This window comes from Pseudomonas medicaginis (genome assembly GCF_965119365.1).
Classification (GTDB): domain Bacteria; phylum Pseudomonadota; class Gammaproteobacteria; order Pseudomonadales; family Pseudomonadaceae; genus Aquipseudomonas.
In genome coordinates this window covers 4,252,033-4,278,379 of the sequence record NZ_OZ221631.1, presented here as the reverse complement: position 1 = coordinate 4,278,379, position 26,347 = coordinate 4,252,033, and the positions used below count along the sequence as shown (strand labels likewise).

The window sequence follows — 26,347 nt, the reverse complement described above, 5'->3', positions numbered from 1 at the left end:
CTCCTGATTCAACTCAAGATTGGATAAAGACATTGACCGGGAAATCCCCCAGCGCGGCGCTGATCAGCAGCTCCCTTTGGGGTGTGACTGTTACGCTTGAAAAAAGTCCCTTCAGTTTTTCCTCCTGGGCGGCGAACGGTAACGACACGCGGGTATCGCCCCAATCCGACGCGGCCACCATTGGCACGGCACTGTTTTCCAGCAATTTCGCCCCATGGACAGGTACCACAACGATCGCCCGTTGTTGCGAGTCTTCACGCATGAAGGCCAGTACCCGGTGGGCCTGCTCGCCGAGCACTTCCAGCGGTTGGTAGCGGCCCTGGCGCCACAGCTGTGGATACTCGGCTCGCACGGCCAGTGTCCTGGCGATCAATGCCTGCTTGACCCGGCCGTCGCGCCAGTCACGTACCAGTGCGCCAGGGGCGGCGTTCGCCTGCATCGCCTCGCGGCGTGCTTCGAAATCCACCGGGCGACGGTTGTCCGGGTCCACCAGGCTGAAGTCCCAGAACTCGTTGCCTTGGTACAGGTCCGGCACGCCGGGTACGGTCATGCGCAGCAAAGTTTGCGCCAGACTGTTGAGAGCGCCCGCCGGCGCAACGGCCTGGACCGCCTCGGCGATGGCGCTGCGCAACGGCAACCCTTCGTCGCCCAGCAACAGGCGTTCGAGAAACATCTGCGTGGCTTGCTCATAAGCGTCGTTGACCGCCGCCCAACTGCTTTGCAGCTTGGCTTCGCGCAGGGCCTTGCGTTGCCATTGCCACAGGCGCTCGTTGTAGGCGGCCAGTGCCTGGTGGTCCTGGAGATCGAGGTCCAGCGGCCAACTGCCGACCAGCGCCTGGTACAGGATCAGTTCATCACCGGCCGAGGGCGCGGCCGGATCGCTGTGCAGCGAAGGCGAAAGGATGCGCCATTGCTCGACGCAGGCCGCGTACCAGTCGGCGCGCTCGCTGAGCACCGCCAGTCTGGCGCGGGTGTCTTCGCCGCGCTTGTGGTCATGGGTGGCGGTGGTCATCAGGTTATCGGGGAAATGTTCGAGGCGTTCGAGGCACGCTTGGTGGAACACCTGCACCGGAGCACTGAAGCGCTCGGTGTCGTAGCCGACGTCATTGCGCGACAACAGCACCGCCGAGCGATAGAGGGCGGTGTCCTCCACGGCCTTGGCAGCCGCTGGCGAGGTCAATTGCTGGAAGCGTACGCAGGCGTGGCGCAGGCGTTTGCGCTGGCTGCCGCGGGGGCGTTGCCGCCAGGGCACTGCGCCGAGCCAACCGGCCAGGCAGTCGAGCACCGGCCAGTCGGCTTCACTGAGGGTTTGCCGGGCGCCTTCCAGGGCCTGTTTGAAAAAAACTTCGTCTTCGGCGGAGCGCCCCATGGGCGTGATGTAGGTGCGATACACCGGGAAATGCACGATCAACTCCTGCAACGCCCGCCGAATCGCCCCCAGCGTCAGGTCGCGGGTCATCACATCGTCCCGGGCCACTTGCAGCAGCGCCTGGGCAACGCTTTCGAAATCCCCGGCCAGGGAGCCATTGAGTATCTGCTGGCGAGCCAGGCGAGCTTCTTCGATGAAGTGCGCCGGTCTTTCACTGTGCCGGCTCCAGAGTTCGGCAAGGGGGGCGGCGCCGGCCGGGTCATGCTGCAGCAATGAGACCTGGTTCATGAACTCGTAGCCGGTGCTGCCGTCGATGTTCCAGTCCCGTCGCAAGGTCTCGCCATCGCCAAGGATCTTCTCGACGAAAATCGGCAGGTGCCGTGAAGGCGACAGTGAATCGACGCGCCTGCGCAGTTTTCGGCAGTAACCGCGAGGGTCTGCCAGACCGTCGATGTGATCGATGCGTAGGCCATCCACCCACCCTTCGCCGATCAATTCGAAGATCTTGGCATGGGTGGCTTCGAATACCGCCGGACGTTCGACCCGCAACCCGCCCAGTTCGTTGACATCGAAAAAACGCCGCCAATTGATATCGTCCGCCGCCGTGCGCCAGCTGGCGAGCCGGTAGCTCTGGCGCTCCAGCAATTGATGAAGGCGCTCGAAGCCTTGGGGCTGGGTAGCGTCGTAGCCACCGAGGTTGCCCTCGATGGCCGCGAGAATGCCAGGTTGGGCCGCCAGGTCCTGCAACTGCGCTTGCAGCGGGCGAGCGAGGGTGTGGGCATCGGTCTGGTAATTGAGCGTGGTGAAGCGCTCGGCCAGGGCCTTGAGCGATTCGGCCTGCTCGACGGGCAGGGTTTCGGCGGGTTTGAGCAACTCGCCGTAGTGCATCGGGCAAATCGGGAAACGGTGTTCGTAGTGCTCGACGTAGAAGCCGCCGTGGGAGGCATCGAAGCGCAGCTGCAAAGTGCCTTCCTGCAAGGCCACGCCATAGTCGCTGCCCAGGAACGGCAGCAACAACTGGCCTTCCATCAGCGGGTCCGGGGAGTGCCACTGGATGTCGAAGAACTCGCCGTAGGGGCTGAGTCGACCCCATTCCAGCAAATCCAGCCACCAGGGATTGTCGTGACCGCCCACGGCCATGTGATTGGACACGATGTCGAGGATCAAGCCCATCCGGTGCTCGCGCAAGGCTGCGACCAGTCGCTTGAGCGCGCCTTCGCCACCCAGCTCGGGGTTGACCAGGGTCGGGTCGACGACGTCGTAGCCGTGCATGGAGCCGGCCCGGGCCTTCAGCAGCGGTGACGCATAAATGTGGCTGATGGCCAGTGAGGCGAAGTACGGTACCTGGGGGATGGCATCGTCCAGGGTGAAGCCTTTATGGAACTGCAGACGCAATGTCGCTCGCAGCGGTTGGATCGACGTCTGTTTCATCGGTCACGCTCGTTCGCCTGAAGTCGCGCGCAGGCGAGTATTTCCAGGCGCCGGGCGGCGTCCGGGTGATCCAGCAACGCCTGGCTTTGCCCGGCCAGGCGGCGGCGCCAATTGGGGTGGGTATCGATGGTGCCCGGCAGGTTGGCCTGCTCCTCGATCCCCAGAGCGTCTTCGAGCGGCAACAACACCAGCGGTGCGCGGGTGTGACCGAGGAAGCGCACGCTGGCGTCCAGCACCTGGTCGGTCTCGTGGTGTTCCTCACGGAAGTTCTGCGGATCCTGGTTCAGCACCTGGCGCAGGCCTTCGCGTTCGCGCTCGCGGTGTTTGCGCCAGTCCATTTCAGTGTGGGAATCGATCAGGTCGAGGCGGGCGTTCCAGTCGATGTCGTGACCGTGCCACCAGCCATTGAGCGTCGGCAAGTCATGGGTGCTGGTAGTCGCCAGGGCGTTGTCCGGCCAGTCGAGGATAGGCTTGAAGTGGGTGTTGTCCTGTTCGAACAACAGCACGCGCATGCCGAGGATCGAGCGGGCGCTGAGCTTGTCCCGCAGGCCATCGGGCACGGTACCGAGGTCTTCGCCGAGCACGATGGCCTGGTGTCGATGGGATTCCAGTGCCAGTAGGCGCAGCAGGTCGTCCACGGGGTAATACAGGTAGGCGCCGTCGCTGGGGGGAGCGTCGTTGGGGATCACCCAGAGCCGTTGCAAGCCCATGACATGATCGATGCGCAAGCCGCCGGCGTGGGCGAAGTTGGCCCGCAGCATTTCAATGAAGGCGCGAAAACCGTTGCGCACCAGGCCTTCGGGGGAAAATGCCGAGATGCCCCAGCCTTGGCCGGAGCGGTTGAGAATGTCCGGCGGTGCGCCCACGGTCAACGACGCGAGCAGTTCGTCCTGCCGGCTCCAGGCCTGGCTGCCGGCGCCATCGGCGCCCACCGCGAGGTCGGCGATCAGGCCGATGCCCATGCCGCTGGACTTGGCTGCGCTCTGGGCGCGTTCCAGGCAGCGGGCGATCAACCATTGGCAAAAGGCGTAGAAACCGATCTCGTCGGCATTTTCTTCGGCGAAACGGGCCAGGGTCGCACTGCGTGGATCCCGTAGATCTTCAGGCCACTGCCGCCAGTCGAGGCTTTCGCCCCGGGCGGCGCGTTCGGCCTGCAAGGCCTCGAAGCGGCAGTGGTTCTCCAGGGCTTCGCCGCTTGTGTGGCGGAAACTGCTGAAGTCTTCGTGCAGTGGGTGCGCGCCCTGGCTGAAGCCGTCGAACAGGGCACGGAGGATTTTCTGCTTGGCCTGGGCGGCGACCGGCCAATCGATGAGCGGCTGCTCTTCCAGGTTGCGCAGTTGATTGGTCAAGCCGGTGGCATCGATGGCGGTGCGCAGGGCGCGTTCACCGAGGATGGTGCCGGGGGCGGCGTACAGGCTGTTGAGGAACAGTCGGCTGGACGGCGAATAAGGGCTGTAGCGTCCGGTATCGCTGCTGAACATCGCGTGCATCGGGCTGATGGCAATGGCCTCGGCACCGCGTTCGCCGGCCACCCGCGCCAGTTCTTCCAAGGCCTGGGTATCACCGAAGCCACCGTCACCGGGGCGGCGCAGGGCATACACCTGCGCGCTCAGGCCCCAGGCCCGTGGCGTCGGGTCGTCCACCGCATCGGCCACGCTGTAGCAGCGGGCGGGGGCGACGGCCAGGGTGAAATGCTGGTCGCGGATGCTGACGTGCTGGTACCCCACCGGGAGCATTCCTGGCAGCCTGGCCTCGCCGTCGAGGTTCAGGTGCAGTGTCGCGCCGTCTTCGAGTTTGATGTCGCAGGGTGTCCCGGCCTCGAAGTAGCGGCTCAAATCCAGGCTGGCCCCGACATCGACGGTAATCAGCGGTGGCAGCGGATGGTTCTGTTGATCTTCCTGCAACTGCAGCAGGCTGGCGTCGATTTCCTGGGCGGTGCCGGCTGGATGGCCCAGGCCCGTGAGGACTGAGCGCAAGACCGCCGGCGAGACTTTCTGGGCCCGGCCGTTGGCATCGATCCAATCCACCGCCAGTCCCGCTCGGCTGGCGAGGATTTCCAGTTGCGCATCGCTCATTGACGCTCTCCAGTGATGTTGGGCAAGGTTGTCGCCTGCGTCAGACTGACCAGCGCGCTGTAGGGCGCAAGGACGCCCTGTTGCAACAGACCCACGACCTGCTGCGGATGTTCGAAAAGAATGCGTGCCTCTTGCGGGGCGCGGTGTTCGACGGGCTGATCGCCCAGGTTCAGGTCGATGCGCAACACACTGCCATCACCCAGTCGCCAGCGTGCGCTGACGGCGCCACGACCCAGCACTTCGGTCCCCAGGGCCTGGGCACCGGGCAAGCGCGGGACGATCTCTTCACGGCGGATTTTCAGCAGGTGGCGATACAACGCCTCACTGGCCTGCTGCTCCGGTCGTTGCGGTTCGAGACTGGGGCGTGACGCCTCGAAAGTGCCGGCCGCGTTGGGGTCGGGAATCCGCTCGCGTTTCTGCGGATCGGCAAAGGCACTGAACGCCTTGAACTCATTGCGTCGGCCTTCGCGCACGAGCTCAGCCAACTCACCGTGATGACTGGTAAAGAACAGGAACGGCTGTTCGGCCGCCACCTCATCGCCCATGAACAGCAGCGGGATCATCGGTGACAACAGCAACAGGGCTGTCGCCGCTTGCAAGGCCTGGGGCGGGGCCAGCTGATGCAAGCGTTCGCCCAAGGCACGATTGCCGATCTGGTCGTGGTTCTGCAGGAACAGCACGAACGCGCTCGGCGGCAGGTGACCGCTGGGCTCACCCCGGGGTTCGCCGTGACGATTGATATGACCCTGGAAGACGAACCCCTGGCTCAGGCAGCGTGCCAGTTGTTCCGTCGGCTGCTCGGCATAGTCGGCGTAATAGGCGTCGGTCTCACCGGTCAACAGCACGTGCAAGGCATTGTGGCCGTCGTCGTTCCATTGGGCGTCGTAGCCCTGTTCCAGCAGGCTGGCCTGGTTGTGTTCGTTTTCCACGGTCAGCCAGACATGCCGGATCGGGTCCACCTGTTCGCGTACCCGGGCCGCCAGTTCCTGGAGAAAATCCGGGTCTTCGATGGCGTGCACCGCGTCGAGGCGCAGCCCGTCGAAGCGGTATTCCAGCAACCACATGAGCGCGTTGTCGATGAAGAAGTCCCGCACTTCGCGGCGCCGGAAGTCAATCGCCGCGCCCCAAGGCGTATGTTTGTCTTCGCGGAAGAACCCCTTGGCGTAGCGGTGCAGGTAATTGCCGTCGGGGCCGAAGTGGTTGTAGACCACGTCCAGGATGACCGCCAAGCCGTGGCCGTGGGCGCTGTCGATCAGGTGCTTGAGCTGTTCCGGGGTGCCGTAGGAGGCCTGGGGCGCGTAGGGCAGGACCCCGTCGTAGCCCCAGTTGCGATCACCGGGAAACTGCGCCAGCGGCATCAGCTCGATGGCGGTGACGCCCAGCCCGGCCAGGTGGGCCAGATGCTCTTCGACGCCGCTGAAACCGCCCAGGGCGCCCACGTGCAATTCGTAGATCACGGCTTCGTGCCAGGGGCGGCCGGACCATTGGGTGTGCCGCCAGGGGTAGGCATGGGGGTCGACCACCACACTGTGGCGGTCAATGTCGCCGGCCTGGGCGCGAGAGGCCGGATCCGGCACCTCCAGCTCGCCGTCGATGTTATAGCGATAGCCGGTGCCGGCGGGGCAACGGGTCTGGATCATGAACCAGCCGTCGGCTTGAGGCAGTAGCGGTATTGAGTCTCCAGTGTCGAGTTCGACACTGACAAAAAAGGCATCCGGGGCCCAGAGGGCGAAGCGGGTGTGCTCGTCATCCAGCATGACCGCCCCGTGGGTCCATGTCTCAGGCGTCCTTGACGTCATTGTTACCTCATTGTCTGGCCGATTTTCCCAGTGACTTCGCCACCAGCTGTTCGTAGAGTTCGGCGTAGGGTTCCACGGCCTTGCACCAGTTGAACGGCGCCGACATGGCCCGGCAGCGCATGGCGTTGAGCAGGTCGGGGAACTCGAAGACCTTGAAGGCCCGACTCAAGGCCTGCTTGTAGCTCTCCACGGTGGACTCATCGAACAGGAAGCCGGTGATGCCATCCTCGATGGTGTCCGCCAGGCCGCCGGTATTGCGCGCCACCGGCAGCGAGCCGAAACGTTGGGCGTACATCTGGCTCAAGCCACAGGGCTCGTAGCGCGACGGCATCAGCAGGAAGTCGCTGCCGGCGAACATCCGACGAGCATCGGTTTCGTTGAAGCCGATGCGCACGCCGATGCGGCCAGGGAACCGCAGCGCCAGTTCGCGCATGGCCTGTTCTTCCTCCGGTTCGCCGCGGCCGATGATGGCGATCTGGCCGCCGGACTCGACAATGAACTCGGCGACGGCTTCGGTCAGGTCCAGGCCTTTCTGGTAGACCAGGCGCGATACCACCGCGAACAGCGGGCCAGTGGAGTCGTCGAGGCCAAACAGTTCACGCACATGGCTCGCGTTGACGGCCTTGCCTTCCCAGTCGCCGATGGCGAACTGGCGGAACAGGTGGGTGTCGGTGGCCGAGTCCCAGCTTTCATCGATGCCGTTGGGAATCCCGCTGAGCAAGCCTTGTTGGGTCTTGGCCGCGAGGAAACCGTCGAGCCCGCAACCAAACGCAGGGGTGGTGATCTCCTGGGCGTAGGTGGCGCTGACGGTGGTGATATGGCTGGAATAGGCCATCCCGGCCTTGAGGAACGACAGCTTGCCGTAGAACTCCATGCCTTCCTGCTGCAAGGCATGCTCGGGAATGCCCAGCTCCGGGCAGGACGCCAGGCTGACCACGCCCTGGTAGGCCAGGTTGTGGATGGTGAACAGGGTCGGGGTGCGTTGCCCGCGCCAGTGCATATAGGCCGGGGCCAACCCGGCTGGCCAGTCATGGGCGTGGACCAGGTCCGGGCACCAGTGAATCTGTGCGAGGTTGGCGGCGATGTCCGCGGCGGCCAGGCCCAGGCGGGCGAAGCGAATGTGGTTGTCGGGCCAGTCGCGACCGTTGTTGGCGCCGTAGGGCGAGCCTTCGCGGGCAAACAGTTCCGGGCAGATCAGGACGTAGATCACCAGGCCATCGGCCATGTCCATGCGCCCGATCTTGCAGGGCGGCAGCGCAGCGTGGCCCCCCAGTTCGCCGACGATGTGGATAGGATTGCCGCTGTTCATCACTTGCGGGTAACCGGGGATCAGGACCCGGACATCATGCAGCCCGGCCATGGCCCGGGGCAGTGCCGAGGACACGTCGCCCAGGCCGCCGGTCTTGACCAGGTCGGCGATTTCCGAGGTGACGAACAGGACTTTCTTGCGATTGGGATTTTGTCGAACGACGGGGAGCAGTGCCTTGCCGCCGGTGACCAGCACCGGTGCCGTTGGCGATTCGGCCGCCGGCGGTAATTGCGAACGGACTTGTTGTGGTTCCAAGGCAGCACTGATCATACATTTCTCCCATTTTCTCGATCTGTTTCCGGCAAGCGCCAGAGCTGTTGTTTCATTGGCCGAATCCTGCGGCCAGGCGCACAAGCGCTACGCAAGGAAAGCGAACGGCTACCCAAACGCGGCGAAGCGAATCAGCTGAAGGAGCTGTTGCATGACTAGTGCAAGGACTGCACCAGTCGCTGTTGCCCTACCTCTAACCTGACCTGCCGCCGTTGCGAAAAGTTTCGACTTTTTTTCGTCTGGATGACCGGTCGGTTTTCCCCCCGGTTAGGCAGTCTAGGTCAGATCCTAGAGCGGTGCGGCTCGGTTCGTCGCATTGTCCGACAATCACGTTTTTTAGCGGCAATGTCTTACACGACGATGGGGAATACGCACCGACGAAGTGCAGTTTTCTGAAAAGAAATAAGTGTATGGGGGCGATCGGGTTCATCGGTGTGCGCGATGGAATGGCGCGACGCACCATAGGAGGGCGGGCAGGGTGGAGGCGTTTTGATGGCATTCATAAGCGCTCGAAACACGCTATTTTTGTGGGAACGGGCTTGCTCGCGAATACGGTCTGTCAGTCACACAGTTTCCGACTGATACACCGCATTCGCGAGCAAGCCCGCTCCCACGGAAGGCGTTGTCCCGGGTATTTGGGCAGGCTTCAGCCTGCTGGCGTCAGCAACCGGATCGGCTGGCCCGCCGCCCACGCCAACAGGTCTTCGATCATCAGGGAATAGAAACGCTGGTAATTCTGCCGGGTGACGTAGCCCACATGAGGCGTGGCCAATACGTTGTCCAGGGTTCGGAATGGATGGGCGAGAGGCAATGGCTCCTGGGCGAAGACATCCAGGGCGGCGCCGGCCAGGCGCTGGTGCTGGAGGGCATCGATCAGGGCGGGCTCATCGACGATCGGCCCGCGGGAGGTGTTGACCAGCAGTGCCTCGGGTTTCATCCAGCCCAGCGCCTGGGCATCTACCAGGCCGCGGGTGCGTTCGCCGAGCACCAGGTGGATCGAGAGAATGTCGGCCTGCTCGAACAACGCCTGCTTGCTGACGTAGGTCACGCCGGCTTCGGCGGCCCGTTCGGCACTGAGGTTCTGGCTCCAGGCAATGACCCGCATGCCGAACACCTGGCCGAACTGCGCCACCCGTGTACCGATGCTGCCCAGGCCGAGGATCGCCAGCGTCTTGCCGTGCAAGTCACCGCCCAGGCCTTGTTGCCACAGGCCGGCGCGCAACGCGTTGGCTTCCTGCAGCAGGTTGCGGGTCAAGGCCATGATCAGTGCCCAGGTCAGTTCGGGCGCGGCGTGCTTGTAGCTGTCGGTGCCGCACACCTGGATACCCAGCTCGGCGGCGGCCTTCAGGTCCAGGGCGGCATTACGCATGCCGCCGGTGAGCAGCAGCTTGAGATTGGGCAGGCGGCGCAGCAGGCCTTCATCGAACACGGTGCGTTCGCGCATCACGCAGATCACCTCGAAGCGCTGCAAGCGTTCGGCGAGGGTGTCACGGTCGGCGGGATAATCGTGGAGAAACGTCACCGGGCCGATGCTGTCCAGCACCGACCAATCCACCACACTGCGTGCCACATCTTGCCAATCGTCTATGACCGCTATTTGCACCGCCATGGATCACCTCGTCAGGGAATGGGTTTGTCCAGCCAGTCGAGCAGGGCCTTGTGAAACCTATCCGGCTCTTCCATCTGCGGGGCATGCCCCAGATTGGGGAACTCCACCAGGGTTGAGCGGGGAATCAGCCCGGCGACCTGCTTGCCCAGCACCGCGTAGTGGCCCAGCTTGGCCTTTACCGCCGGCGGCGCGATGTCGCTGCCGATGGCGGTGGTGTCGGAGGTGCCGATCAGCAGCAGGGTGGGTACGGTCAGGTCCTTGAACTCGTAATAGACCGGCTGGGTGAAGGTAGCTGCATTGTGGGGATTTTCCACTTTCCATGCTAGGGTGCCGCCAAGGCTACGATATTCAAGGGTGTGACATGGCAACGGCCTACAGCTACATCAGGTTTAGTACGGGGAAGCAGGCTAAGGGTTCTAGCCTTGAGCGACAAGAGGCCATGCTTGATGCATGGGCTGATAAGCACCCGACGTACACGCTCAACAGGACGCTTACATTCCGTGACTTGGGTATCAGTGGCCGTAGCGGCAAGCACCTTAAGAACGGCTTCGGGAAGCTCCTAGAGGCTATCGATCAGGGGGCAATCAAAGCGGGTGACGCTGTGCTGGTTGAAGCCATAGACCGTACAGGTCGTATGGAACCCGGCATCATGTCTGAGATATTGATAAAGATTTTGAATAGCGGTGTGTCACTGGTCACGCTCGATGACAACATGATGTACACACAGGAGTCTTTGAGGGGTGGTAACTACTACATCCTTGTAGGGAAGGTGCAAGCTGCCTTCAACTATTCACAGACTCTCAGTGACAGGATGAAAGCCAGTTACAAGAGCAGGAACACCCTAGCCGCCAATGGAGTGATTCCTAAGCGGTATACGCCTGTATGGCTGACATCCCAAGGAGAGCTAATTCAGGAGATTGCCCCATTCATCAGGCAGGCTTTCGAAGATTACGCGTCAGGGTTGGGAGAGAGGCGCATCTATGAGCGAATCCTTGAAGCTGGCGGTAATAAGCATCCTTGTTTTGTCAAGATGGCACCCTCTACAGTTAAACGATGGATGAAGAACAGAACAGCCGTAGGGGAGTGGCAGGGAATACCTAATGTCTATCCGGCTGTTGTTACACCTGACTTGTTTTATCGTGTGCAAAGAAAGCTTGCTGAGGGCCGTGTAGAACGCTCGGCACCAACAAAGCACAAATACACAGGCTTAGTGAGGTGTGGCGAGTGTGGCAAAAACTTTAACACCAAGCACTATGCAAAGAGGAAGAAGGGAGTAACACCGCCACCACCTGTGATGGAGTGTTCTACGCGTGCTCGTAGAGGCTCTACAGCGTGTTCTAACAGCAAGGGGATACCAGAGGCTGTGATAGCCATAGCCTTTCAGTTGTCGTGCTGGGAGCATGTCCACAGAGCCTTGCAAGGGCAAGTGTTGACGGAGAGTATGAAGCGAGAGGTTGTGATTGATGGATTGTTGGCTGACTTGAGCGTCAAGATTACCAAAGTGGCAAAGGTGGTGGCTGAGGTTGAGGATGTAGAAGAGTTGATTGTGACGCTACAAACCCTGAAGGCTGAGAGAAAGGCCCTAGAGACTGAGAAGCTGTCCTTGCAACACAGTGCAGCAACCATCAGAGATACAATTTTGAACAACGTAGAAGTGATGAAAGATCCAATGAAAGCTAATGCATTGTTGCAGAGTGTTGGCTATGAGATTGTCTGTCACTTGAACAGAACTATCGAGACGCCTGTGGGGAGGTTTGTCTACGATGGTTGGAGTAGAAGCAAAGATGTATACAAGGTTATCAATCCTCAAGGCCAGATGTTGGAAATCCCAATCATAAGGGACAAGCCTAGGAATGAGACACGCAGAATTGATGTAATGAAGGGGCTTGCTGGCAAACTGGCTAATGTCAAGATTGTGAAGTAATATTGGTTGACACATCACAGTCGTATGTTACTATGTAACACTGGGTGCATAACACAACCCTTCCTCCTTCTCTGTGTTGTGCACTCTGCCTAATTCAATGTTGGATGTTCCTTGAACTCTCTTGCATGTATGTGCAGGGGAGTTTTTTTTTGTCCATTTGTTAAATAATAGTGGCGTTATAACATAACGTATGCTATAATAATAGCGGTTGTTAGGAAGGACATTTCCGTTAACTGTGTGTGCTGGGCTTGGTACATTGTGAGAGGGCCACCATTGTGTGGCCTTTTTCATGTCTGCTCTTTCTTACAGTTTCCATAAGTGTCACAAGCCCCAAAGCCAAGTTCATCAACCTTAAAGAAGGTAGGTATACAAACATGATCATTACACAACGTGTATGTCAGCACTGCGGCGGCACTATGCCCTGCAAGACAATTCGCAAACAATTCTGCAAAGCCCAGTGCAGAACCAATCATCACAAGCAAAACGCTTTCACGGTAGCCGTGAGGCTGTTTGCTACACATCGAGGATACAGATATGCCCCTAACAGTTTCGACGATTAATGAACAAACAAAGTATGACAGACAATACAAGATCACGATTGGTGATTATATCAACGGTGACGGGATCGAACTGATTAGCACCGAAGTTGATGCCCCGCTTCAGATTACGTTCAATATTGAGAAGACAGCCGACACCAAACACAAAAATGGGAATTCCGGTTCCATTGAAATCTACAACCTGAACCCTGAACAAGCACTGTTGATGGACAGAAAGGATATCGAAGTTGCTTTGTACGTTGGTTACAACAATAAAGATGGTTTGAAGCTCCTAGCCTCTGGGAACATGACTAAGGGTAAGACAGTTAAGCATGGAACAGACACCATCTCTGTTATTGAGCTTGGTGAAGGTTACGTCGAACTTACCCAAGCCCGCCTAAGCCGTATTCTTTCCCCCGGACAAACCGTGAGGGATGTCATTGAAACCATCAGAGAGTCTATGCCGGGTGTTGCCCGTGGCTCTATTGTCGGGACTAACCTAAACAGCCCGATCATTGGCAGTTACCGCTTGAGTGCTACAGCCAAAGAAGAGTTAGACAAAATCACCAAAGCTTATGGCTTTCAATACCATGTTAGTAACGGTGTTTTGAATGTTACTGATGTCAATGGCCCAAACTCCAGAAGCGTAGTTGATGTACCTATCATCAATGTTGAAACAGGCATGATTGATGAGCCATTCCACACTACCGAATACTTGAAACTTCCTAAAGGCGACAAGCGTGCACGCTACGGTGTGCAAGTTGCTACAGCCCTAGACGCAACCATCACTCCTAGTTCTGTTGTCAGGATTGAATCTCAAAAAATCACAGGCTATTACCGTGTGAACACTGCTCGTTATACGGGCGACTTCCGTGGCAATGACTGGCAGGTTGAAATTCAATGCTCTGAAATGACCCCTGACGATATTGACGTTCTTGAATAAGTAAAGCATTTACAGCGTGCAAGCCCGCACACAATTTATAAGGAAACCCATTCATGGCAATCAAGACCAAGAAACTAACCGTTGAGGATAAACAATACCTCATCACGCAACATCCAGCCACCGAAGGTTGTCTGCTAGCCGAGAAGTACCATAACGCGATCCGTGCATTCATTCTCAATCAAGAAACGGCGGTATGGGAGAACACAGAACTCTTCCCACTGATTCCAGTTCAGGCCGTAGCGATTGATGGTCGTATGTTGGCTGTATTGATGTTCTTGGACAAACTGGCAAACCCTGATGTTCCATACGAGATGTTTAAGCAGCCTAACCAACCAACTGAAAAACTCTCTCTTAAAGAACTCCTAGAAGGCAAGACCGTTGAACAGCGGCAACCTCTAGAGCGTGTAAGAACGCCTATGAGCTACTTGATCAACTATGGTGCATCCACAGAACAGGATATGTCTTTGGATTACGCTGAAGCTTTGGATATGTTCCTGAAGCATGTCACGCTTGATGGTGAGCCACTTGATTATGACTCGCTGTCTTACACGACTATCCATGCATTGCTTGCTGAAGTGATTAATTTCAACTTCCTGCATATCTGGACTAAGAAGCGTTGGAGTTTGGCAGAAGGTTACAGCGCTGGTGGCGTTCAGGCTCCAAGAAGCTTAGAGCGTGTTTCAGCGGACTTTAGCCAGAGCAACATTATTTACACAATTCTCAAAAGTGAGCTTGATCTAGCAAGCCTCTCTGACTTAGCGCTTCACATGAGTGTTGAAGATGCTTACGACGCTAACGAAGCTGCACAGCGTGATTACTTCGAACGTGCAGAGATGCAGAAAGAGGCTGAACGCCAAGCCCGAAACAATCAATAACAGGAGGCTGTATGGCAGAGACAGTAAAAGAGAAGTTGAAGAGGCTTCAAAGACACATTGATGTGTTAGAGAACACGGGGCAACACCAAGCCTGCTACTTGCTGACAGGTCGTGTTGATCTAAATCGTTTAGGTCGTCACTTCAACATGATGCTTAAACGTAGACATCCAGAGGTTGTAGAGACACGTCATCATTTCTTTTGGTTCAAGACTAATGATGGTGTGGTTTTATCGTACACGGGGAACATGTTTTTGCTTGGAGCTGTAGATGAGTTTATGACAAAGGCTGTTGATATCGGTATCACTGGTGCGGCAGAAGAACTCTACTATGGACGTAGTAAGGATGTTTTTATGGCTGAGGTTCTAACTCGGCTTACACAATTCAAAACCAACTCCCATGGCCGTTCCTTTGGGGGCGCTCGATTGGGGTAACAAGGATAAACCATGAAACAAGGAACTCTAGGACAGCCCGTAACACGGCTACAAGGCATCATCACTACTTTTCTACTTGTCTGCTTCATCGCATTCACACCTTTCTTTCTCTTTGGCAGACTTGAAGATTACGAATGGCGTAATGGCTTTCATCAAAAGGAAATTGTAGAGCGAAGAGTGTTCAATGTTGAGAACAAAGTTTCTGAGCTTGAACAACGCGTGCAAGATGCTGAAATTAACGTCACTGCACAGTTGGCTCTAGTTGAGTCGGCCACGGATAGATTGCAAAACATCATGTATGACGCCAACCCAACAGCTATGCGTAGGCTAACAAAACTTCAGTTAAGAGAAGCTGAAGAAAAAGCAGCCAGAGGCATAAATATAAAACAAGAAGCAAGCCCAACAATCACAGTAAGTCCAATCATAGACGGGACAGCCAATAAATGACATTTACAAGGAAAGCACATGATTACAACAAAACTAGACATGAGAGGGCTAGTCAATCTCGCTAAGAGAATGCAGACCCTCGCTAAGACTAAAACAAAAGTGGGGTTCTTTGAAGACTCTGTGTATGACGATGGTATGCCGGTTGCACAAGTAGCTGCATATAACGAGTATGGAACAAGGTTTCACCCTGAACGTCCATTCATGCAAGAGACTCTGCAAGACAAACTGACAATCAAGAAGATCATCAGTGTACTGAAGCTGGCGGCTACAGCTTCCATTCAAGGGAAGGGGAGTGCAAGGGCCATCATGGCAACCCTTGGTCGTATAGTTGCTGAAGAAATCAAAATTACGATTGCCAACTATCCCGGCCATAACAGTGCAAGAACTATTGCAGCGAAAGGCTTTGATCGCCCTCTGTACGATACTGGCAAGATGCTGGAAAGCGTGAAGTTTAAGGTTGGCGTATGACAGACAACCAGAGCGACATACAGCAAGACATGCCAAGTCTCACAGAAGAGCTTCTAAACCTCCTAGAGAAGCACGCCAGTACATTGGCACTCCCAGCCAGAGAAAGAGCCGCTACGGCCTTTATACGCTCTCTTGAGTGGATGCAGGACAATCCGCAGTCATGGGAAATCAAGCCTGTGCAGCCGATCACCTATATCAACCAATTGGACAAGCCCCAAAAGCTGATTGTTCGTGGAAGAGTAGTTGATGTCTATAAGGCCGTTACAATAACAAGCAACAACTAACCAGTCTACAAGCTCCCGTGAGGCCGCTAGAGCCTCGCTAGGCAACATACCAACCCAACCCCACACATAAATACATCAACACGGCTCATACGGGCTTGTGGGGGCTTCTACACATTATATAAAGGAAAACACACTATGGCTGATCAAACATCCGGCTTTTTCATTAAACGTGAAAGCGGGGATATTCTATGGTTCGACGCAATCACAGCTCTGTCTGAGCAATATAGTGCCAGCGTTACCAAACACCCTATGTCCTCTGGCGCCAGTTACACAGACCACACTACAGTTGACAATCTAAAGTTCTCAATGAGTGGAGTTCTCTCTGATGCGGACTTCAATATCTCTCGACCTCTCTTGAATGACACTAATGTGAGTATCAATAAGCAGTTCACAAACAACACTAGGGTTGTAGAACCTGTGAAGATTACTAGCCCAAGTAGCATTAACAGAATTCTCCCAGAAGTAATTGCACAGTTTACTAGGGACTCAATTCCTGAAGCATACGTTACTCCGCAACCGAAGGCTAAGCTTGCTGCTGCTGTGAAGGCCGACCTAATCACTATTTTGACAGGCAGAGAAGCTTTTGCTTTTGTTGAGTATGTTGGCGATATCGTGGTTAAGTCGTATCCGAATTGCATTCTTACAAGCTTGAGCTTCAGTGAAGATACAAACAGCGGAGAAGGGTTATTCCCTGTCATGCAGTTCGAACAGGTGAAGTTCACTGAAGTTAAAAGCATCAAGGTGCGAATCAACAAGGGACGTAAGACAGGCTCCAGTAAGAAAGTACCAACTGAGAAATCACCAGCTAATGCACCATCTACCTACACTGAGAAAAGTTCTTATGACTATCAAGGTAAAGCTAGCCAGCAATGACAGACGTCTGTGACGTGAGAATGCCCGCCAATGAGCGGGCCTTTTCATGGGTGTTGGATTGTTGCACTGTCCGACAGGACAAAGGGGTAATCCACACACACACAAACATAGAGCATAGAAAACCTACAGGTAGTCAGCTTAGACCGTAGGTCTGAGGGTAAACCTCTACAGGCGTTGCCTGTGTTCTGCACCAACAAGAAGATCAAGAGCGGCCAAGCTCTTTTGGTGGTTGTTTTACTGTTGTTTGTTGTAGGTTAGTAACCTTCAAGTGTTACCCACTTCTAAGTGTGAATGCAGACCGTAGGTCTAAGTCTTACATCTTCATGGGCGAATAGCCCAAAGTTCGCACAATAGAGTGATATCCCTCTTCAAAGTGTACTAACAAATAAACCCAATATAGTAAAACACCAAGATATCAGGTAGGTGCAAAACGAGTCGGTACGACTCAGGGTGACAAGCCGGTCTGTAAGACCAGTGGTAATACCCTTTTTGTTTGTGCGGGTACTATTGTTGGTTGTGTTCTTGGATACCCCTTGAGGCGGTACGCCTTGAGGTAACACCCTTTGAAGTGAGAGCTTTTGTCCCAAGTGTCCCACTTATAAATATATGGTTCTCGTGGTTGGGACAACCAGCGTGGTCACTTCTCTATGTATAGGAAAAGTATCAACCCCCTGCAAACGCTGGGTCATGTAGGGTAAAAACTTACCAAAATTTTTCAGGTGGTAACTTTTCGTTGGTACAACGAGTGGTCAGGGTGTTGGGCTTGTCCCAAACGTCCCACCCTATAGATATGGTTCTCGCCATTGGGACAAATGGGATGGGGCATCCAAGTGTCAATGGTTGAGTGTGTGAGGGTAGGGGTGACAGGTGGTTGACAGTTAATGTATCTGTCCCAGAATTGTCCCAATTGTGTCCTAGAACTGTAAAACCTCTTGACATTGGGACAAATTAGTGTAAACTATAGATGTAGGGAAATAAAACCTTTCACGCACAGTTTTATCTGGCTGAGGAACAACCCAATGAAATGAAACCATACTGCACAAGGAAAAACAAGCGCCATGACCGTAAAGAAAACCAAACCAACCATGACAGACGCCAACGTACAGGAAGTGATTGCACTCCGCAAGACTGGCATGTCCCGCGCCAAGATCGTAGCTACAACCGGCTTCCCTGAACGCTTTGTCCGTGACCACATGGAAGGCGTTGAAATCGATCCAGCCACCAAAGCCCCATCCTCTGACTTTGAAAAGGCCGTTGCCCGCGTCTTCCCTTTGTCTGTGCGTCCACAAGGCATCAAGGATTACGAGCTACGCCAAGCCCTGTACGAAGTGTACGGCACCAAGTGGAGCGAAGAGAAAGGCACCTTCGAAGCTGCTTACGACAAAAGCACAATGAGTCGCATCAAGGCCCGCTGCCGTGAATTGGCTAAAGGCACTGAACAAACGGCCCTGTTCGTGATGGACTGGATTTGTGACGAAGCCCCAACAGCTAGCCGTGTCGCCCTTGAGCAGCTGGCCCTTGAGCTTGAGGAAGTGATTCAAGACAAGGTGAACAGCTTCATGGAAATGTACGCCACTGGTTACGACGCTGACCAACTGGAAAGCACTGAAGCTCAACGCAAACAACAGTATGCAGCACGTCGCCACATCCTGAAGCTAGCCATTAAAGAGTACGGCCAAGAAAGCACAGTCACTCTTCTGGCACGCTCTCTAAGCACCACAGATGCCATGGAAGCGACAAGCGATATGTCTGCTTCTGTTATCACACAGAAAACCCCACAACGCTCTGTAGAAGCGCCTGTAGCCATTCAGGAAGACAGCCTTGACGCATTCTTTGAAGAGGCTGTGATGCTTGCAGAAGCAGCAGTAGTGACACGTGCAGATGTGCAAGTTGCTAACACAGAATCTGCGCAAGAAGTAGCAAAAGTGGTTGACTATATCTTCCCGCCTGCTATGGACTACGCACCAATTATTGTCAATCATACAACTACCCAGATTGATGAAGAAGACCTGTTTGGGGAACTACTGGAGTACACACCACACATCACAGCAAAAGGGGGATACAATGCAACTGATCTACTCACTCAATCTCAAGCCACAGAACAACCGTGACCGTAAAGCAGAACAGCTTGCTGATGATTGGATGAAGGGCAAGGTGAAAGTGCTGGAGACAATCCCTGTCCCAACAATCACCAAGCGTGAGCTAGCCCAGATCGAAGCTACGCCTAAGCTGGATGTCATTGAAGACGATGTGCAAAGCCTTCTCGATGCTATCCAAGTTATGCGTTCTGAGAAAGCAGCCCCAACGCTGGATGCTGCTGTGGTGTATCGGTTCAAACACTGCGTATCTCAAGTGGTTCACTCTCTGAAGGTTGGAGCCGCAAGACGCCTACAGCGTAACCGTGGTGAGCTTTCCACACTGGTTAGCACTTACGGTGAGGAGCCTTTGTTGAAAGTGTGTCACGACTTGAATGTTAATCCCGCTGAGGTAGTCACCATTGTCACAAAATGATGGTGATTAACATGACATACAAATAATGTGTCAAAAATGTGTGGTAAATTGACAGACAGTGATTGACAATTTCCAAATCAATGCTATACTAATAGTAGATAGGGAGAAAGCTTAATGTTGCTTTCCTTCCTGACAGAATTCTTGAATCTGCCTTGTCAAAGCTCCTATCCTTCTGACTCATGGTAGTTGCTGTAGCTGGTTTCTCCTCCTTTCCTGATACAGCACCCTGAGCACTAGTAGTCGGTTACTTGCATTTCCGCCTACATCCTCCAGCCTTCCGGGCGGGCCGCTCAAAGCCCGGATATATTTAGATTATCTCGCCTGCTTCCTAGACGTTGTTTGGCGAGAGTCATTCGCAAGGCTCCTCATGGCCTGTTTCAGTACCATCGGTTTGCTGGCGAATAACCGAACGCATGTCTCCACGCCTCGTTAGCCTCTGTTGATGAAAGAGCCACTTAGCAGTGTGGTGCGGATAACTGCTGCCTAATTCAAATTCCTGTTGATTCGCAATGAGTCAACAAGACAGCACATAGCAAACTTCAAATAAAGAAGAGCAGCGACTTTTTCACTGCTTCAGGGTGGCAGGTGCGACAACCCTAACAATTTCCTTGTCAGAGCAGAGCAGCATTAGTGCTGCTTTTCTTTGGCTCAAATCTTTTATATGTCCGAATAACCGCCCACACAACAATCCTACAAGGAACCTAACTATATGCCTCGCCACTACACCACGAAGTGCTGCGACTGGTGCGGTAGCCTTTACAGTGCAAGTCGCTGTGATGCTCGTTACTGCTCCAGCTCTTGCCGCAATAAACACAACAGATACATCAAACTCTTGAAGGCTGATGTGCAGAACACCCTATTCAATGTGCTGGATATGACCGTAGCCAGTTACGCCAATGCTCTAAAGCAGCTAACAGCAGATGAGATTATGAAGGCAGCTCAAGGCATTATGAGCGAGACACCAGAACAACGGGAAGCTCGTACTAAAAGTCACTTGTTCGCACTTGTCAAAGGTAAAGAAAATGCTGTTTGATCCAATCACGTTTTATGCAATTGCCTTTGCAGTGCTTACAATCGGCTACACCATTGGCGTCCTAGTAGCACGGAATTCTAACTGAAATGAACGCATATAACATCGGTACAGAAACAACGCTGACTAATAAGGAATGGATCGAGGCTTACCTTGCCACTCTTAAAGACGGTGAAGAGACAGACGAAACATACGACTTCCTGAAAGCCAATAGATATCCTAATGATGGAATTGATGAAGAGCTTCAGGTTTACCAACAACTCTGTACTGAAAAAGGAATTGAGTTTTAATGATAGACGTACAAGCCCTAAAAGATGAAGCCCTTGATAAGTATGAGAAGCAAGGCAAGTTTGAAGTGATTTACACCAACTTCCATGTAGACATGTTCAGTCGATACGACGAATTGATTAGCCAAGGCTACAAGCGTGCTCCTGATCCTTATATCACAGCTTCTAACATGAACTGGTCTGTTGTGCAGGTGGTTCATATGGAGAAGCCTGCAAAGCTACAGGAACAAGAACTCAAAGCAATCTATGCAGCAATCGACGCTGACAACCAATAAGCCGACACAACAAGGAAAACAATAATGAGCATCACTGAATACGCACAAGAGTCCCTGAACCTCCTGAAGCCCTTTATAGCCCCTCTCGCCATTGTCCGTGAGGATGCATCGAGTAATGAGCAGTTTGCTCTTGTAGACGCCGTAGACGCATTCCTAGAGGCATTTGCAGACGCTAGTGAGAGTCTTGCTAAAGGACGTTCTGACATCATCCTAGAAGCCTGTATGGAAGCTGTAGAAGGCACTCTTGAAGTGCTCACAGGGCAGATGGACTTCTTCAATGTAGATACCAGAGTTGCTACAGGCTCCAAAGTCATCTTTGACAACACCCGAATCAATCCAATCCCAGAATACAAGGAAAACAAATAATGACACTGACAATCAAGAAACACGACAAAGAAGAGCTTCAAGCCTACATCGACGCTGAGCTAGCTTGCTATACCATCCGTCTTGATGGAGTTGATATTGATACAAGCGCCCAACCCGATACTCTCGGCAACTTCCCACGCAAACACTTCCTAGGTGCCATTGAACAGATTGTTGGACGAAACTTATTCTTTGCGATGAGCATTCTTCAAGAACGTCTTGAGCAAGGCTACAAAATCTTCCTGAGTCACACCTGTACACCAGACATTACCCATACTGGGGCAGGCATTCTGTATGTCACTAAGCCTGAAGCTCCCGCACTGGTTAATAAGATCGATAAGGATGGTAACGTCGTTCTTGATGACAATGGTAGCCCTGTGCAGGTAGAGAACCGCATTGAAGGTGCAGTATACCAATGTGATGATAAGGCCAAGATTGTCGCTGAAGTGACAGCTAAGTATGAAGTAAGTATTGATGCACACAACGATAAAGTGTTTGAGCAAGAGGCTGCTGCTCTACGTGCTGAAGAAGAGCAAGTTCGTAAGCAACTTCTACGTGAAGAAGCTTCCAAAGCTGAAGCAGACTTTGAGAAGCGTGTACAGCAACGCCTACGTGGCATGAGAGGGGCTAAGTGATGACGTATGACCCCGTAGCTATTGAGGCTCTTCGGGAGTCTCTAGGAATCACAGACATGGATGCAGGAGAGTATATTTTCCGCATTCTTGAGTCTGGGAAGGCGGTCACGCTTGAAACTGTAGCTCTTGAGAAGTCTGCACACCTTAGAAAGTCTGTTACCGCTCTGGATGCTACCACACGCATCCTTCAAGAGAAGTACGGCAATAAATAATCATGAAGCGACAGCAAGCCCAATACGATAGAGACGAGTGGGACGATACAGTCCCATCTAACTCCAAGCCTAGACACAAGAATAAACACCGTCAAGGCAGGAATACAAAACGACAATACAAAGAGGATAACGAATAATGGCTAGACGTAACTTTCCTAGTGTTGATGACAGGATGAGGTATGCAGGACGTGTGTATAAGCAACTCATCAAGCCTCTTGAGAAAGCCATAGAGCGTGCCAAAGCTACTAACTTCCCAGAGGCACACATCAACCAACTTGAACACCTCCTAGAACTTGCCAAGGCTCTACACGCACTTGAACTTGAACCTGAGCCACTTGTAGCCAAACGTAAACAAGGCCGTCCACGTAAGGAAGAGCCTACCGTATTGGAACATTGTGCAAGAATCTTTGATGAAATCTGCCCAATCTTCATTCCTGTTAAGGAACAAAAGAAACAGGGTGTGGACAGTAAAGGTAAGGTGAGGCCACAAGAAGGCATCAAGTTTAACTTTGCACATTAACTAACGATTCGATGGAGACGACATAGAATGACTGAAGCACAACACGCACTGATTCTTAAGCATCAGGCCAACACCCCAAGCAACTATCACCACATCATCAATCACTTGGTATTGACCAATCAGCTTACAGCAGCTTCTATGCTTGTCGCCACTCTTGAACAAGAACAGGCTAAGCCTAAAGAGGCTGCAATGAAATTTGAGTTGAAAACACTCAAGAGTGATATCAGATATGTACAGGACAAACTGACAACAGCCCAAGAGGAAACACGACTTGCTTATATGCAGGCTGAAGGCTTCAGGGTTCGTATGGAGCAGCTACTTACTGAGAATGCAAAGCTGAAGACTCTTGTTTAAGAGAGTTCATCTTTACAATCTGAACAATTTCAAAGGGACTATATGCCCCTTTCTTTATAAGGAATACCAATAATGATCCAAGAGAAACTAACCCGTACACACCTTGCTTTCTTTGAGGACTTTGCTAAACAGTTTTTTCGTGAGCAATTAGAGCAAGCCGCTGGCGACGATGTTGATGTAGAACACGTCCTATCCATGATCGATTACAAAGACTATGCCAAACGCTTTGGAGCTGTCGCCCTACAACATGCCTCCTACTCTGATTTGAAGTATGCAGATAAGGTGCTTAAAGATGAGCGTGTTGTACGTGCCTCTACAGCTATCAATCATGCAATCCTAACCTGCTTACCCTCCACTGAAGAAGATTTGAATATTCGATTCATTGCACAGATGCTTGCATCTAAGAATGATCCTGATGATTTGTTTAATGGCATCGCTGATGCTTCTGATGAAGTGCGTGAGGCTGCATTAGTGGCCCTGCAAGCTCGCCTAGCGGCTGTTAGCAAGGAGTAAGACATATGAGTATGACGGATCAAGCTCTAGCTAATCTATTTGCTACAATCGGCTTCAAGGTTGACCTGACAGGAATTAAAAAGGTTCAGCAACTCCTGAAGGCTACAGAGAAACAAGCGATTGCAACAGGCAGAGCGATTGACAAAGCTCTAAAAGGTACTGCTGGCCGTAATGCCAATAACCTTGTAGCTGCACAGAAAGCAGCAACCAAGGAACAATTCGCACAACAACTACAGAACGCCAAACTCACTAAGATCCAAGGTCAAACAGCAGCTTCTAACGCTGCATCTGGACTCAAGACACAACAGCAGCAAGTGGCCTTAGCAATCAAACAACAGAAGTTGGCAGCAACTACACAGGCGACACAAGCCGCTGCTGCTAAACAAGCCCTACAACAACAAGCCCTAACTCTTGCGAACCAGATCAAGCAACACAGCCTGACTAACCGCAACAACGCCGCTGCACAACAACATCAACTAAGACAACTGAGAATCCAAGCTGCTCAACTCAGAGCTAATCGTCAGACCGCTGGCCTAAGTGGTAACGGTTTCCACGGATACGGCGGACATGGGGGAGGTGGCTTACTTGGAATTGGTCACAAGTCGCTGCACGGCTTTGGTGGTATCGGTCGGTTTGCTGGTGGTGTAGCAGGTGGTAGCGGTGCTGTGATTGGTCTGGAGGGGCTTGCAGGTGGTTTGGGGCGTGCCTCTACAGGGTTGGGTGCCGTAGCTGGTAGCTCTGCTCTTGTGGTGGCTGCATTCGCTGCTATCAATGCTGCTGCCCTTGGGTATGCCCGAGAAGCTGAACGAGCTTCCAACACCAGAAGCAAACGCCTAGGACAGTTCGAATCTGTAGGCAGTCGAACACCTGAAAACGCCCAACGTATGAATAACCGCTTTGAAAACTTCGCACAAACAGAAGGGCTTTCTACAAGAGAGCTTGGAGACGATTATGCAAAGATCGTAGGTGCATTGTCTCCAAAGGTTGGCGTAGATAAAGCCGCTGATACTACAGAGGGTATCTTTAGGTACGGTAAGGCTCAACATCTATCCAATGAAAACATGTCCAAGATTAGTTTGGGTATGCGTCAAGCTCTCGGTAAGGGTCAGTTGTTCTCTGAAGAATGGACAGGCCAGATTGCTGAACACCTAGGGGCACACGCTAACGAGTTTGGTGCTGAAGCATGGCAGCGTGCATCTGGTGGCAAGCTCACTGGTGATGCTGCTATGAAGGCTTTTAGCAAGGATCGCCAAGACAAGAAGATCAGTGGTGACGCTCTTACAAAGTTTATGCTTGAGTTAGGCCAAGTGCTTAACCAACACGCCAATGATGGTGGTTTGCTGGATAAGGCACGTAACACTCAAGACTCTTGGGATAACCGTATTGCCAACCAGTATCAAGCCAACATGGTTAAGGCTTACGACAATACCGGCCTTCACGACACAATGACAAGTAGCGGTGGTCTGTACGACAGCTTCCTAAAATTCATGAATGAACTACAACCTCAGTTTGTGGCTCTTGGTAGTGTCTCTAATTCTGTGCTTGAAGGTTTGACAGGCGTAGTGAAGGGGCTTACATCCATCACGGCTTGGTTTAACAGCAGTGGGAGCTATTTTGACCCTAAGTTTACACAAGACATGGGGAATGCTTTTGCAGAGCTTGGACAATCCCTATCCACGCTGTGGAATACTGTATCTCAAATCCTAGGGCTTTCTGAAGAAGCTGGAGTATTCAAGACATCTGGCGAAGTAGTTATTGGTGTTATTACAAGTATGGTGGATGTGTTCACTATCCTTGCTGATGCGGTAATTGGCACTATCCGACTAATTCAAGATGCGCTTCATACACTTCCAGATAGTCTAGGTGGTATCAGTGATGATAGCTACGCCAAGATTCTTGCACAACGTCAAGTTGATGATAAGAAGCGTGCAGACATTCAAGCTGCACGAGAACTAGACCGTTTTGGGGGTGGTCCTGCACCTCAGAGCAACCCTAGTGCCAACGTTGATCCTAACGCACCTTGGAGACTTACAGATGGCTCTGATATCCCAACTTTGGACAACACTCCAAAGAACTGGCGTGTAACTGATGGTAGCGACATTCCTGTTATAGACACTAAAGCAATAGCTGCAATGTCTCAGGCTCCTATCACTAACCCTGTTCAACCTGCACTCAACGGTAAGGCTCTGGCTCCAACCAACGTTACAAACAACATTACGTTGAATCAGGCTCCAATCAATATTAGTGGTGTGGACTCCAAGGCCGCTGAACAAGCTCTGGAGAAACATAGAGCAGAAACACAGAAGCAGATTGATGGTCTAGAGACGAAACTATCCCCATCATCTAACGGCTACCAAGCCCGAGGTAACTAAGATGACTGAAGGAGTCCACTAATGACTATTTCCCCAGCTTCTAACGTTGTCTGGGGGTGGTTGTTCGCCGCTTGTATGTTCGTCTTGGTTGGGTGTTCCATCCTCACTGTGAACGCCCACATCACTCTAAATGACTATCAAGCAACTAGGGCGGCAGATATCAGTATGTTGAGGCGAGAGATAGCTAACACCTCCCTGTCTCAGTCTGAAACTCTACGAACACTCATCCTCAACAGCAATGAACAAACTAAGCAATACATTGATGTCCAAATCCCTATGAAGGTGAGAGACGCTGTATCAAGTATTGTTCCTCAAAGTATTACAGTGACGCAAACAGCCAATCCGGCCATACAGGCCAATCCAGCTATTCAAGCAAGCCCAACACTTAAAGCACTCAACAAAAAATAACAGGAGATTCTTCAATGAGATTCAATCAACCAATCACTGTGGAAGGCACCAACTATCATGCCTACTTCAGTACACAATCCAGTGCAATGCAAGCCGCTTACGAATACTTCAAGAATAGGGCGGTGCAGAAGTTCACCATCATCTCTTTTCTGTGGAGTAAAGAAGCAGGGGATTTTTATGTAGTTCAGGACGGTAAGGGCAAAGCTCTTGCTCTAGGAGTCTAA

26 protein-coding genes and 1 pseudogene are annotated in these 26,347 nt (G+C 53.2%); 21 read left to right on the top strand and 6 right to left on the bottom strand.

Annotation, left to right across the window (positions count from 1 at the left end):
* Positions 1 to 13 precede the first annotated feature (13 nt).
* The 6 genes and pseudogenes from ACMTA2_RS18875 to ACMTA2_RS18850 form a co-directional block, all read right to left on the bottom strand.
* A complete protein-coding gene (locus ACMTA2_RS18875) occupies positions 14 to 2,800 on the bottom strand; it encodes a malto-oligosyltrehalose synthase (RefSeq protein WP_413791232.1) in 2,787 nt (928 codons plus the stop codon).
* A complete protein-coding gene (gene malQ, locus ACMTA2_RS18870; RefSeq protein ID WP_413791231.1) occupies positions 2,797 to 4,875 on the bottom strand; it encodes a 4-alpha-glucanotransferase in 2,079 nt (692 codons plus the stop codon). Before malQ ends, ACMTA2_RS18875 begins: the two co-directional genes overlap by 4 nt.
* Positions 4,872 to 6,674 carry a malto-oligosyltrehalose trehalohydrolase gene (treZ, locus tag ACMTA2_RS18865; RefSeq protein ID WP_413791230.1) on the bottom strand — a complete coding sequence of 601 codons (1,803 nt, stop codon included), beginning with the start codon at positions 6,672 to 6,674 and terminating at the stop codon, positions 4,872 to 4,874. The genes malQ and treZ overlap by 4 nt, the downstream gene beginning before the upstream one ends.
* Positions 6,675 to 6,681: 7 nt before the next feature.
* Positions 6,682 to 8,253 (bottom strand): glycogen synthase GlgA, encoded by a 1,572-nt coding sequence (gene glgA, locus ACMTA2_RS18860; RefSeq protein ID WP_413791229.1) that lies wholly within the window; start codon positions 8,251 to 8,253, stop codon positions 6,682 to 6,684.
* A gap of 646 nt (positions 8,254 to 8,899) precedes the next feature.
* A complete protein-coding gene (locus tag ACMTA2_RS18855; RefSeq protein ID WP_413791228.1) occupies positions 8,900 to 9,862 on the bottom strand; it encodes a D-2-hydroxyacid dehydrogenase family protein in 963 nt (320 codons plus the stop codon).
* An 11-nt stretch (positions 9,863 to 9,873) separates the two neighbouring features.
* A pseudogene (locus tag ACMTA2_RS18850) lies at positions 9,874 to 10,149 on the bottom strand (alpha/beta fold hydrolase); the annotation flags it as partial.
* Between the two features lie 74 nt (positions 10,150 to 10,223).
* Between ACMTA2_RS18850 and ACMTA2_RS18845 the strand changes: the two are divergent.
* The 21 genes from ACMTA2_RS18845 to ACMTA2_RS18745 all read left to right on the top strand — a co-directional run bounded on the left by ACMTA2_RS18845 (position 10,224) and on the right by ACMTA2_RS18745 (position 26,347).
* On the top strand, positions 10,224 to 11,786 hold the full coding sequence (locus ACMTA2_RS18845; protein WP_413791227.1) for a recombinase family protein: 1,563 nt from the start codon (positions 10,224 to 10,226) through the stop codon (positions 11,784 to 11,786).
* 534 nt (positions 11,787 to 12,320) lie between these two features.
* The gene (locus ACMTA2_RS18840; RefSeq protein ID WP_413791226.1) at positions 12,321 to 13,265 is read left to right on the top strand and encodes a hypothetical protein; all 945 of its coding nucleotides are present in this window, start codon (positions 12,321 to 12,323) and stop codon (positions 13,263 to 13,265) included.
* A 53-nt stretch (positions 13,266 to 13,318) separates the two neighbouring features.
* Entirely contained in the window at positions 13,319 to 14,140 is an 822-nt protein-coding gene (locus tag ACMTA2_RS18835; RefSeq protein ID WP_413791225.1) for a hypothetical protein, read from the top strand.
* Between the two features lie 11 nt (positions 14,141 to 14,151).
* Positions 14,152 to 14,571, top strand: a complete 420-nt coding sequence (locus ACMTA2_RS18830; RefSeq protein WP_413791224.1) for a hypothetical protein — start codon at positions 14,152 to 14,154, stop codon at positions 14,569 to 14,571.
* Between the two features lie 12 nt (positions 14,572 to 14,583).
* Entirely contained in the window at positions 14,584 to 15,018 is a 435-nt protein-coding gene (locus tag ACMTA2_RS18825) for a hypothetical protein (protein ID WP_413791223.1), read from the top strand.
* Positions 15,019 to 15,036: 18 nt separating this feature from the next.
* Positions 15,037 to 15,486: a hypothetical protein gene (locus ACMTA2_RS18820; RefSeq protein ID WP_413791222.1), complete on the top strand. Its 450-nt coding sequence runs from the start codon at positions 15,037 to 15,039 to the stop codon at positions 15,484 to 15,486.
* On the top strand, positions 15,483 to 15,770 hold the full coding sequence (locus tag ACMTA2_RS18815; protein ID WP_413791221.1) for a hypothetical protein: 288 nt from the start codon (positions 15,483 to 15,485) through the stop codon (positions 15,768 to 15,770). Before ACMTA2_RS18820 ends, ACMTA2_RS18815 begins: the two co-directional genes overlap by 4 nt.
* A gap of 135 nt (positions 15,771 to 15,905) precedes the next feature.
* The gene (locus ACMTA2_RS18810) at positions 15,906 to 16,643 is read left to right on the top strand and encodes a phage baseplate protein (RefSeq protein WP_413791220.1); all 738 of its coding nucleotides are present in this window, start codon (positions 15,906 to 15,908) and stop codon (positions 16,641 to 16,643) included.
* 1,058 nt (positions 16,644 to 17,701) lie between these two features.
* Positions 17,702 to 18,754 (top strand): hypothetical protein, encoded by a 1,053-nt coding sequence (locus ACMTA2_RS18805; protein ID WP_413791219.1) that lies wholly within the window; start codon positions 17,702 to 17,704, stop codon positions 18,752 to 18,754.
* Entirely contained in the window at positions 18,708 to 19,154 is a 447-nt protein-coding gene (locus ACMTA2_RS18800) for a hypothetical protein (RefSeq protein WP_413791218.1), read from the top strand. The genes ACMTA2_RS18805 and ACMTA2_RS18800 overlap by 47 nt, the downstream gene beginning before the upstream one ends.
* Before the next feature lie 709 nt (positions 19,155 to 19,863).
* Positions 19,864 to 20,187, top strand: a complete 324-nt coding sequence (locus ACMTA2_RS18795) for a hypothetical protein (protein WP_413791217.1) — start codon at positions 19,864 to 19,866, stop codon at positions 20,185 to 20,187.
* 86 nt (positions 20,188 to 20,273) lie between these two features.
* Complete coding sequence (locus ACMTA2_RS18790) at positions 20,274 to 20,474, top strand: hypothetical protein (protein WP_413791216.1); 201 nt, start codon at positions 20,274 to 20,276, stop codon at positions 20,472 to 20,474.
* Complete coding sequence (locus ACMTA2_RS18785) at positions 20,474 to 20,746, top strand: hypothetical protein (RefSeq protein ID WP_413791215.1); 273 nt, start codon at positions 20,474 to 20,476, stop codon at positions 20,744 to 20,746. The genes ACMTA2_RS18790 and ACMTA2_RS18785 overlap by 1 nt, the downstream gene beginning before the upstream one ends.
* A gap of 24 nt (positions 20,747 to 20,770) precedes the next feature.
* A complete protein-coding gene (locus ACMTA2_RS18780) occupies positions 20,771 to 21,112 on the top strand; it encodes a hypothetical protein (RefSeq protein WP_413791214.1) in 342 nt (113 codons plus the stop codon).
* Entirely contained in the window at positions 21,112 to 21,744 is a 633-nt protein-coding gene (locus tag ACMTA2_RS18775; protein ID WP_413791213.1) for a hypothetical protein, read from the top strand. The genes ACMTA2_RS18780 and ACMTA2_RS18775 overlap by 1 nt, the downstream gene beginning before the upstream one ends.
* Positions 21,745 to 22,092: 348 nt before the next feature.
* Positions 22,093 to 22,476, top strand: a complete 384-nt coding sequence (locus ACMTA2_RS18770; RefSeq protein WP_413791212.1) for a hypothetical protein — start codon at positions 22,093 to 22,095, stop codon at positions 22,474 to 22,476.
* Between the two features lie 27 nt (positions 22,477 to 22,503).
* On the top strand, positions 22,504 to 22,830 hold the full coding sequence (locus ACMTA2_RS18765) for a hypothetical protein (RefSeq protein WP_413791211.1): 327 nt from the start codon (positions 22,504 to 22,506) through the stop codon (positions 22,828 to 22,830).
* A gap of 72 nt (positions 22,831 to 22,902) precedes the next feature.
* Positions 22,903 to 23,343 (top strand): DUF7375 domain-containing protein, encoded by a 441-nt coding sequence (locus ACMTA2_RS18760; RefSeq protein WP_413791210.1) that lies wholly within the window; start codon positions 22,903 to 22,905, stop codon positions 23,341 to 23,343.
* 5 nt (positions 23,344 to 23,348) lie between these two features.
* Positions 23,349 to 25,715, top strand: a complete 2,367-nt coding sequence (locus tag ACMTA2_RS18755; RefSeq protein WP_413791209.1) for a tape measure protein — start codon at positions 23,349 to 23,351, stop codon at positions 25,713 to 25,715.
* Between the two features lie 21 nt (positions 25,716 to 25,736).
* Entirely contained in the window at positions 25,737 to 26,123 is a 387-nt protein-coding gene (locus ACMTA2_RS18750; protein WP_413791208.1) for a hypothetical protein, read from the top strand.
* A gap of 14 nt (positions 26,124 to 26,137) precedes the next feature.
* Positions 26,138 to 26,347, top strand: coding sequence for a hypothetical protein (locus ACMTA2_RS18745; protein WP_413791207.1), 210 nt, complete (start codon positions 26,138 to 26,140; stop codon positions 26,345 to 26,347).

Bases quoted from the DNA above. Each gene is read 5' to 3' on its own strand.
- ACMTA2_RS18770 (WP_413791212.1), top strand. From the start codon at position 22,093: ATGGCTAGACGTAACTTTCCTAGTGTTGATGACAGGATGAGGTATGCA.
- ACMTA2_RS18815 (WP_413791221.1), top strand. From the start codon at position 15,483: ATGACAGACAACCAGAGCGACATACAGCAAGACATGCCAAGTCTCACA.
- ACMTA2_RS18780 (WP_413791214.1), top strand. From the start codon at position 20,771: ATGAGCATCACTGAATACGCACAAGAGTCCCTGAACCTCCTGAAGCCC.
- ACMTA2_RS18845 (WP_413791227.1), top strand. From the start codon at position 10,224: ATGGCAACGGCCTACAGCTACATCAGGTTTAGTACGGGGAAGCAGGCT.
- ACMTA2_RS18785 (WP_413791215.1), top strand. From the start codon at position 20,474: ATGATAGACGTACAAGCCCTAAAAGATGAAGCCCTTGATAAGTATGAG.
- ACMTA2_RS18760 (WP_413791210.1), top strand. From the start codon at position 22,903: ATGATCCAAGAGAAACTAACCCGTACACACCTTGCTTTCTTTGAGGAC.
- ACMTA2_RS18745 (WP_413791207.1), top strand. From the start codon at position 26,138: ATGAGATTCAATCAACCAATCACTGTGGAAGGCACCAACTATCATGCC.
- ACMTA2_RS18855 (WP_413791228.1), bottom strand. From the start codon at position 9,862: ATGGCGGTGCAAATAGCGGTCATAGACGATTGGCAAGATGTGGCACGC.
- treZ (WP_413791230.1), bottom strand. From the start codon at position 6,674: ATGACGTCAAGGACGCCTGAGACATGGACCCACGGGGCGGTCATGCTG.
- ACMTA2_RS18830 (WP_413791224.1), top strand. From the start codon at position 14,152: ATGGCAGAGACAGTAAAAGAGAAGTTGAAGAGGCTTCAAAGACACATT.
- malQ (WP_413791231.1), bottom strand. From the start codon at position 4,875: ATGAGCGATGCGCAACTGGAAATCCTCGCCAGCCGAGCGGGACTGGCG.
- ACMTA2_RS18840 (WP_413791226.1), top strand. From the start codon at position 12,321: ATGCCCCTAACAGTTTCGACGATTAATGAACAAACAAAGTATGACAGA.
- ACMTA2_RS18810 (WP_413791220.1), top strand. From the start codon at position 15,906: ATGGCTGATCAAACATCCGGCTTTTTCATTAAACGTGAAAGCGGGGAT.
- ACMTA2_RS18825 (WP_413791223.1), top strand. From the start codon at position 14,584: ATGAAACAAGGAACTCTAGGACAGCCCGTAACACGGCTACAAGGCATC.
- ACMTA2_RS18750 (WP_413791208.1), top strand. From the start codon at position 25,737: ATGACTATTTCCCCAGCTTCTAACGTTGTCTGGGGGTGGTTGTTCGCC.
- glgA (WP_413791229.1), bottom strand. From the start codon at position 8,253: ATGATCAGTGCTGCCTTGGAACCACAACAAGTCCGTTCGCAATTACCG.
- ACMTA2_RS18755 (WP_413791209.1), top strand. From the start codon at position 23,349: ATGAGTATGACGGATCAAGCTCTAGCTAATCTATTTGCTACAATCGGC.
- ACMTA2_RS18795 (WP_413791217.1), top strand. From the start codon at position 19,864: ATGCCTCGCCACTACACCACGAAGTGCTGCGACTGGTGCGGTAGCCTT.
- ACMTA2_RS18790 (WP_413791216.1), top strand. From the start codon at position 20,274: ATGAACGCATATAACATCGGTACAGAAACAACGCTGACTAATAAGGAA.
- ACMTA2_RS18820 (WP_413791222.1), top strand. From the start codon at position 15,037: ATGATTACAACAAAACTAGACATGAGAGGGCTAGTCAATCTCGCTAAG.
- ACMTA2_RS18805 (WP_413791219.1), top strand. From the start codon at position 17,702: ATGACCGTAAAGAAAACCAAACCAACCATGACAGACGCCAACGTACAG.
- ACMTA2_RS18800 (WP_413791218.1), top strand. From the start codon at position 18,708: ATGCAACTGATCTACTCACTCAATCTCAAGCCACAGAACAACCGTGAC.
- ACMTA2_RS18875 (WP_413791232.1), bottom strand. From the start codon at position 2,800: ATGAAACAGACGTCGATCCAACCGCTGCGAGCGACATTGCGTCTGCAG.
- ACMTA2_RS18835 (WP_413791225.1), top strand. From the start codon at position 13,319: ATGGCAATCAAGACCAAGAAACTAACCGTTGAGGATAAACAATACCTC.
- ACMTA2_RS18775 (WP_413791213.1), top strand. From the start codon at position 21,112: ATGACACTGACAATCAAGAAACACGACAAAGAAGAGCTTCAAGCCTAC.
- ACMTA2_RS18765 (WP_413791211.1), top strand. From the start codon at position 22,504: ATGACTGAAGCACAACACGCACTGATTCTTAAGCATCAGGCCAACACC.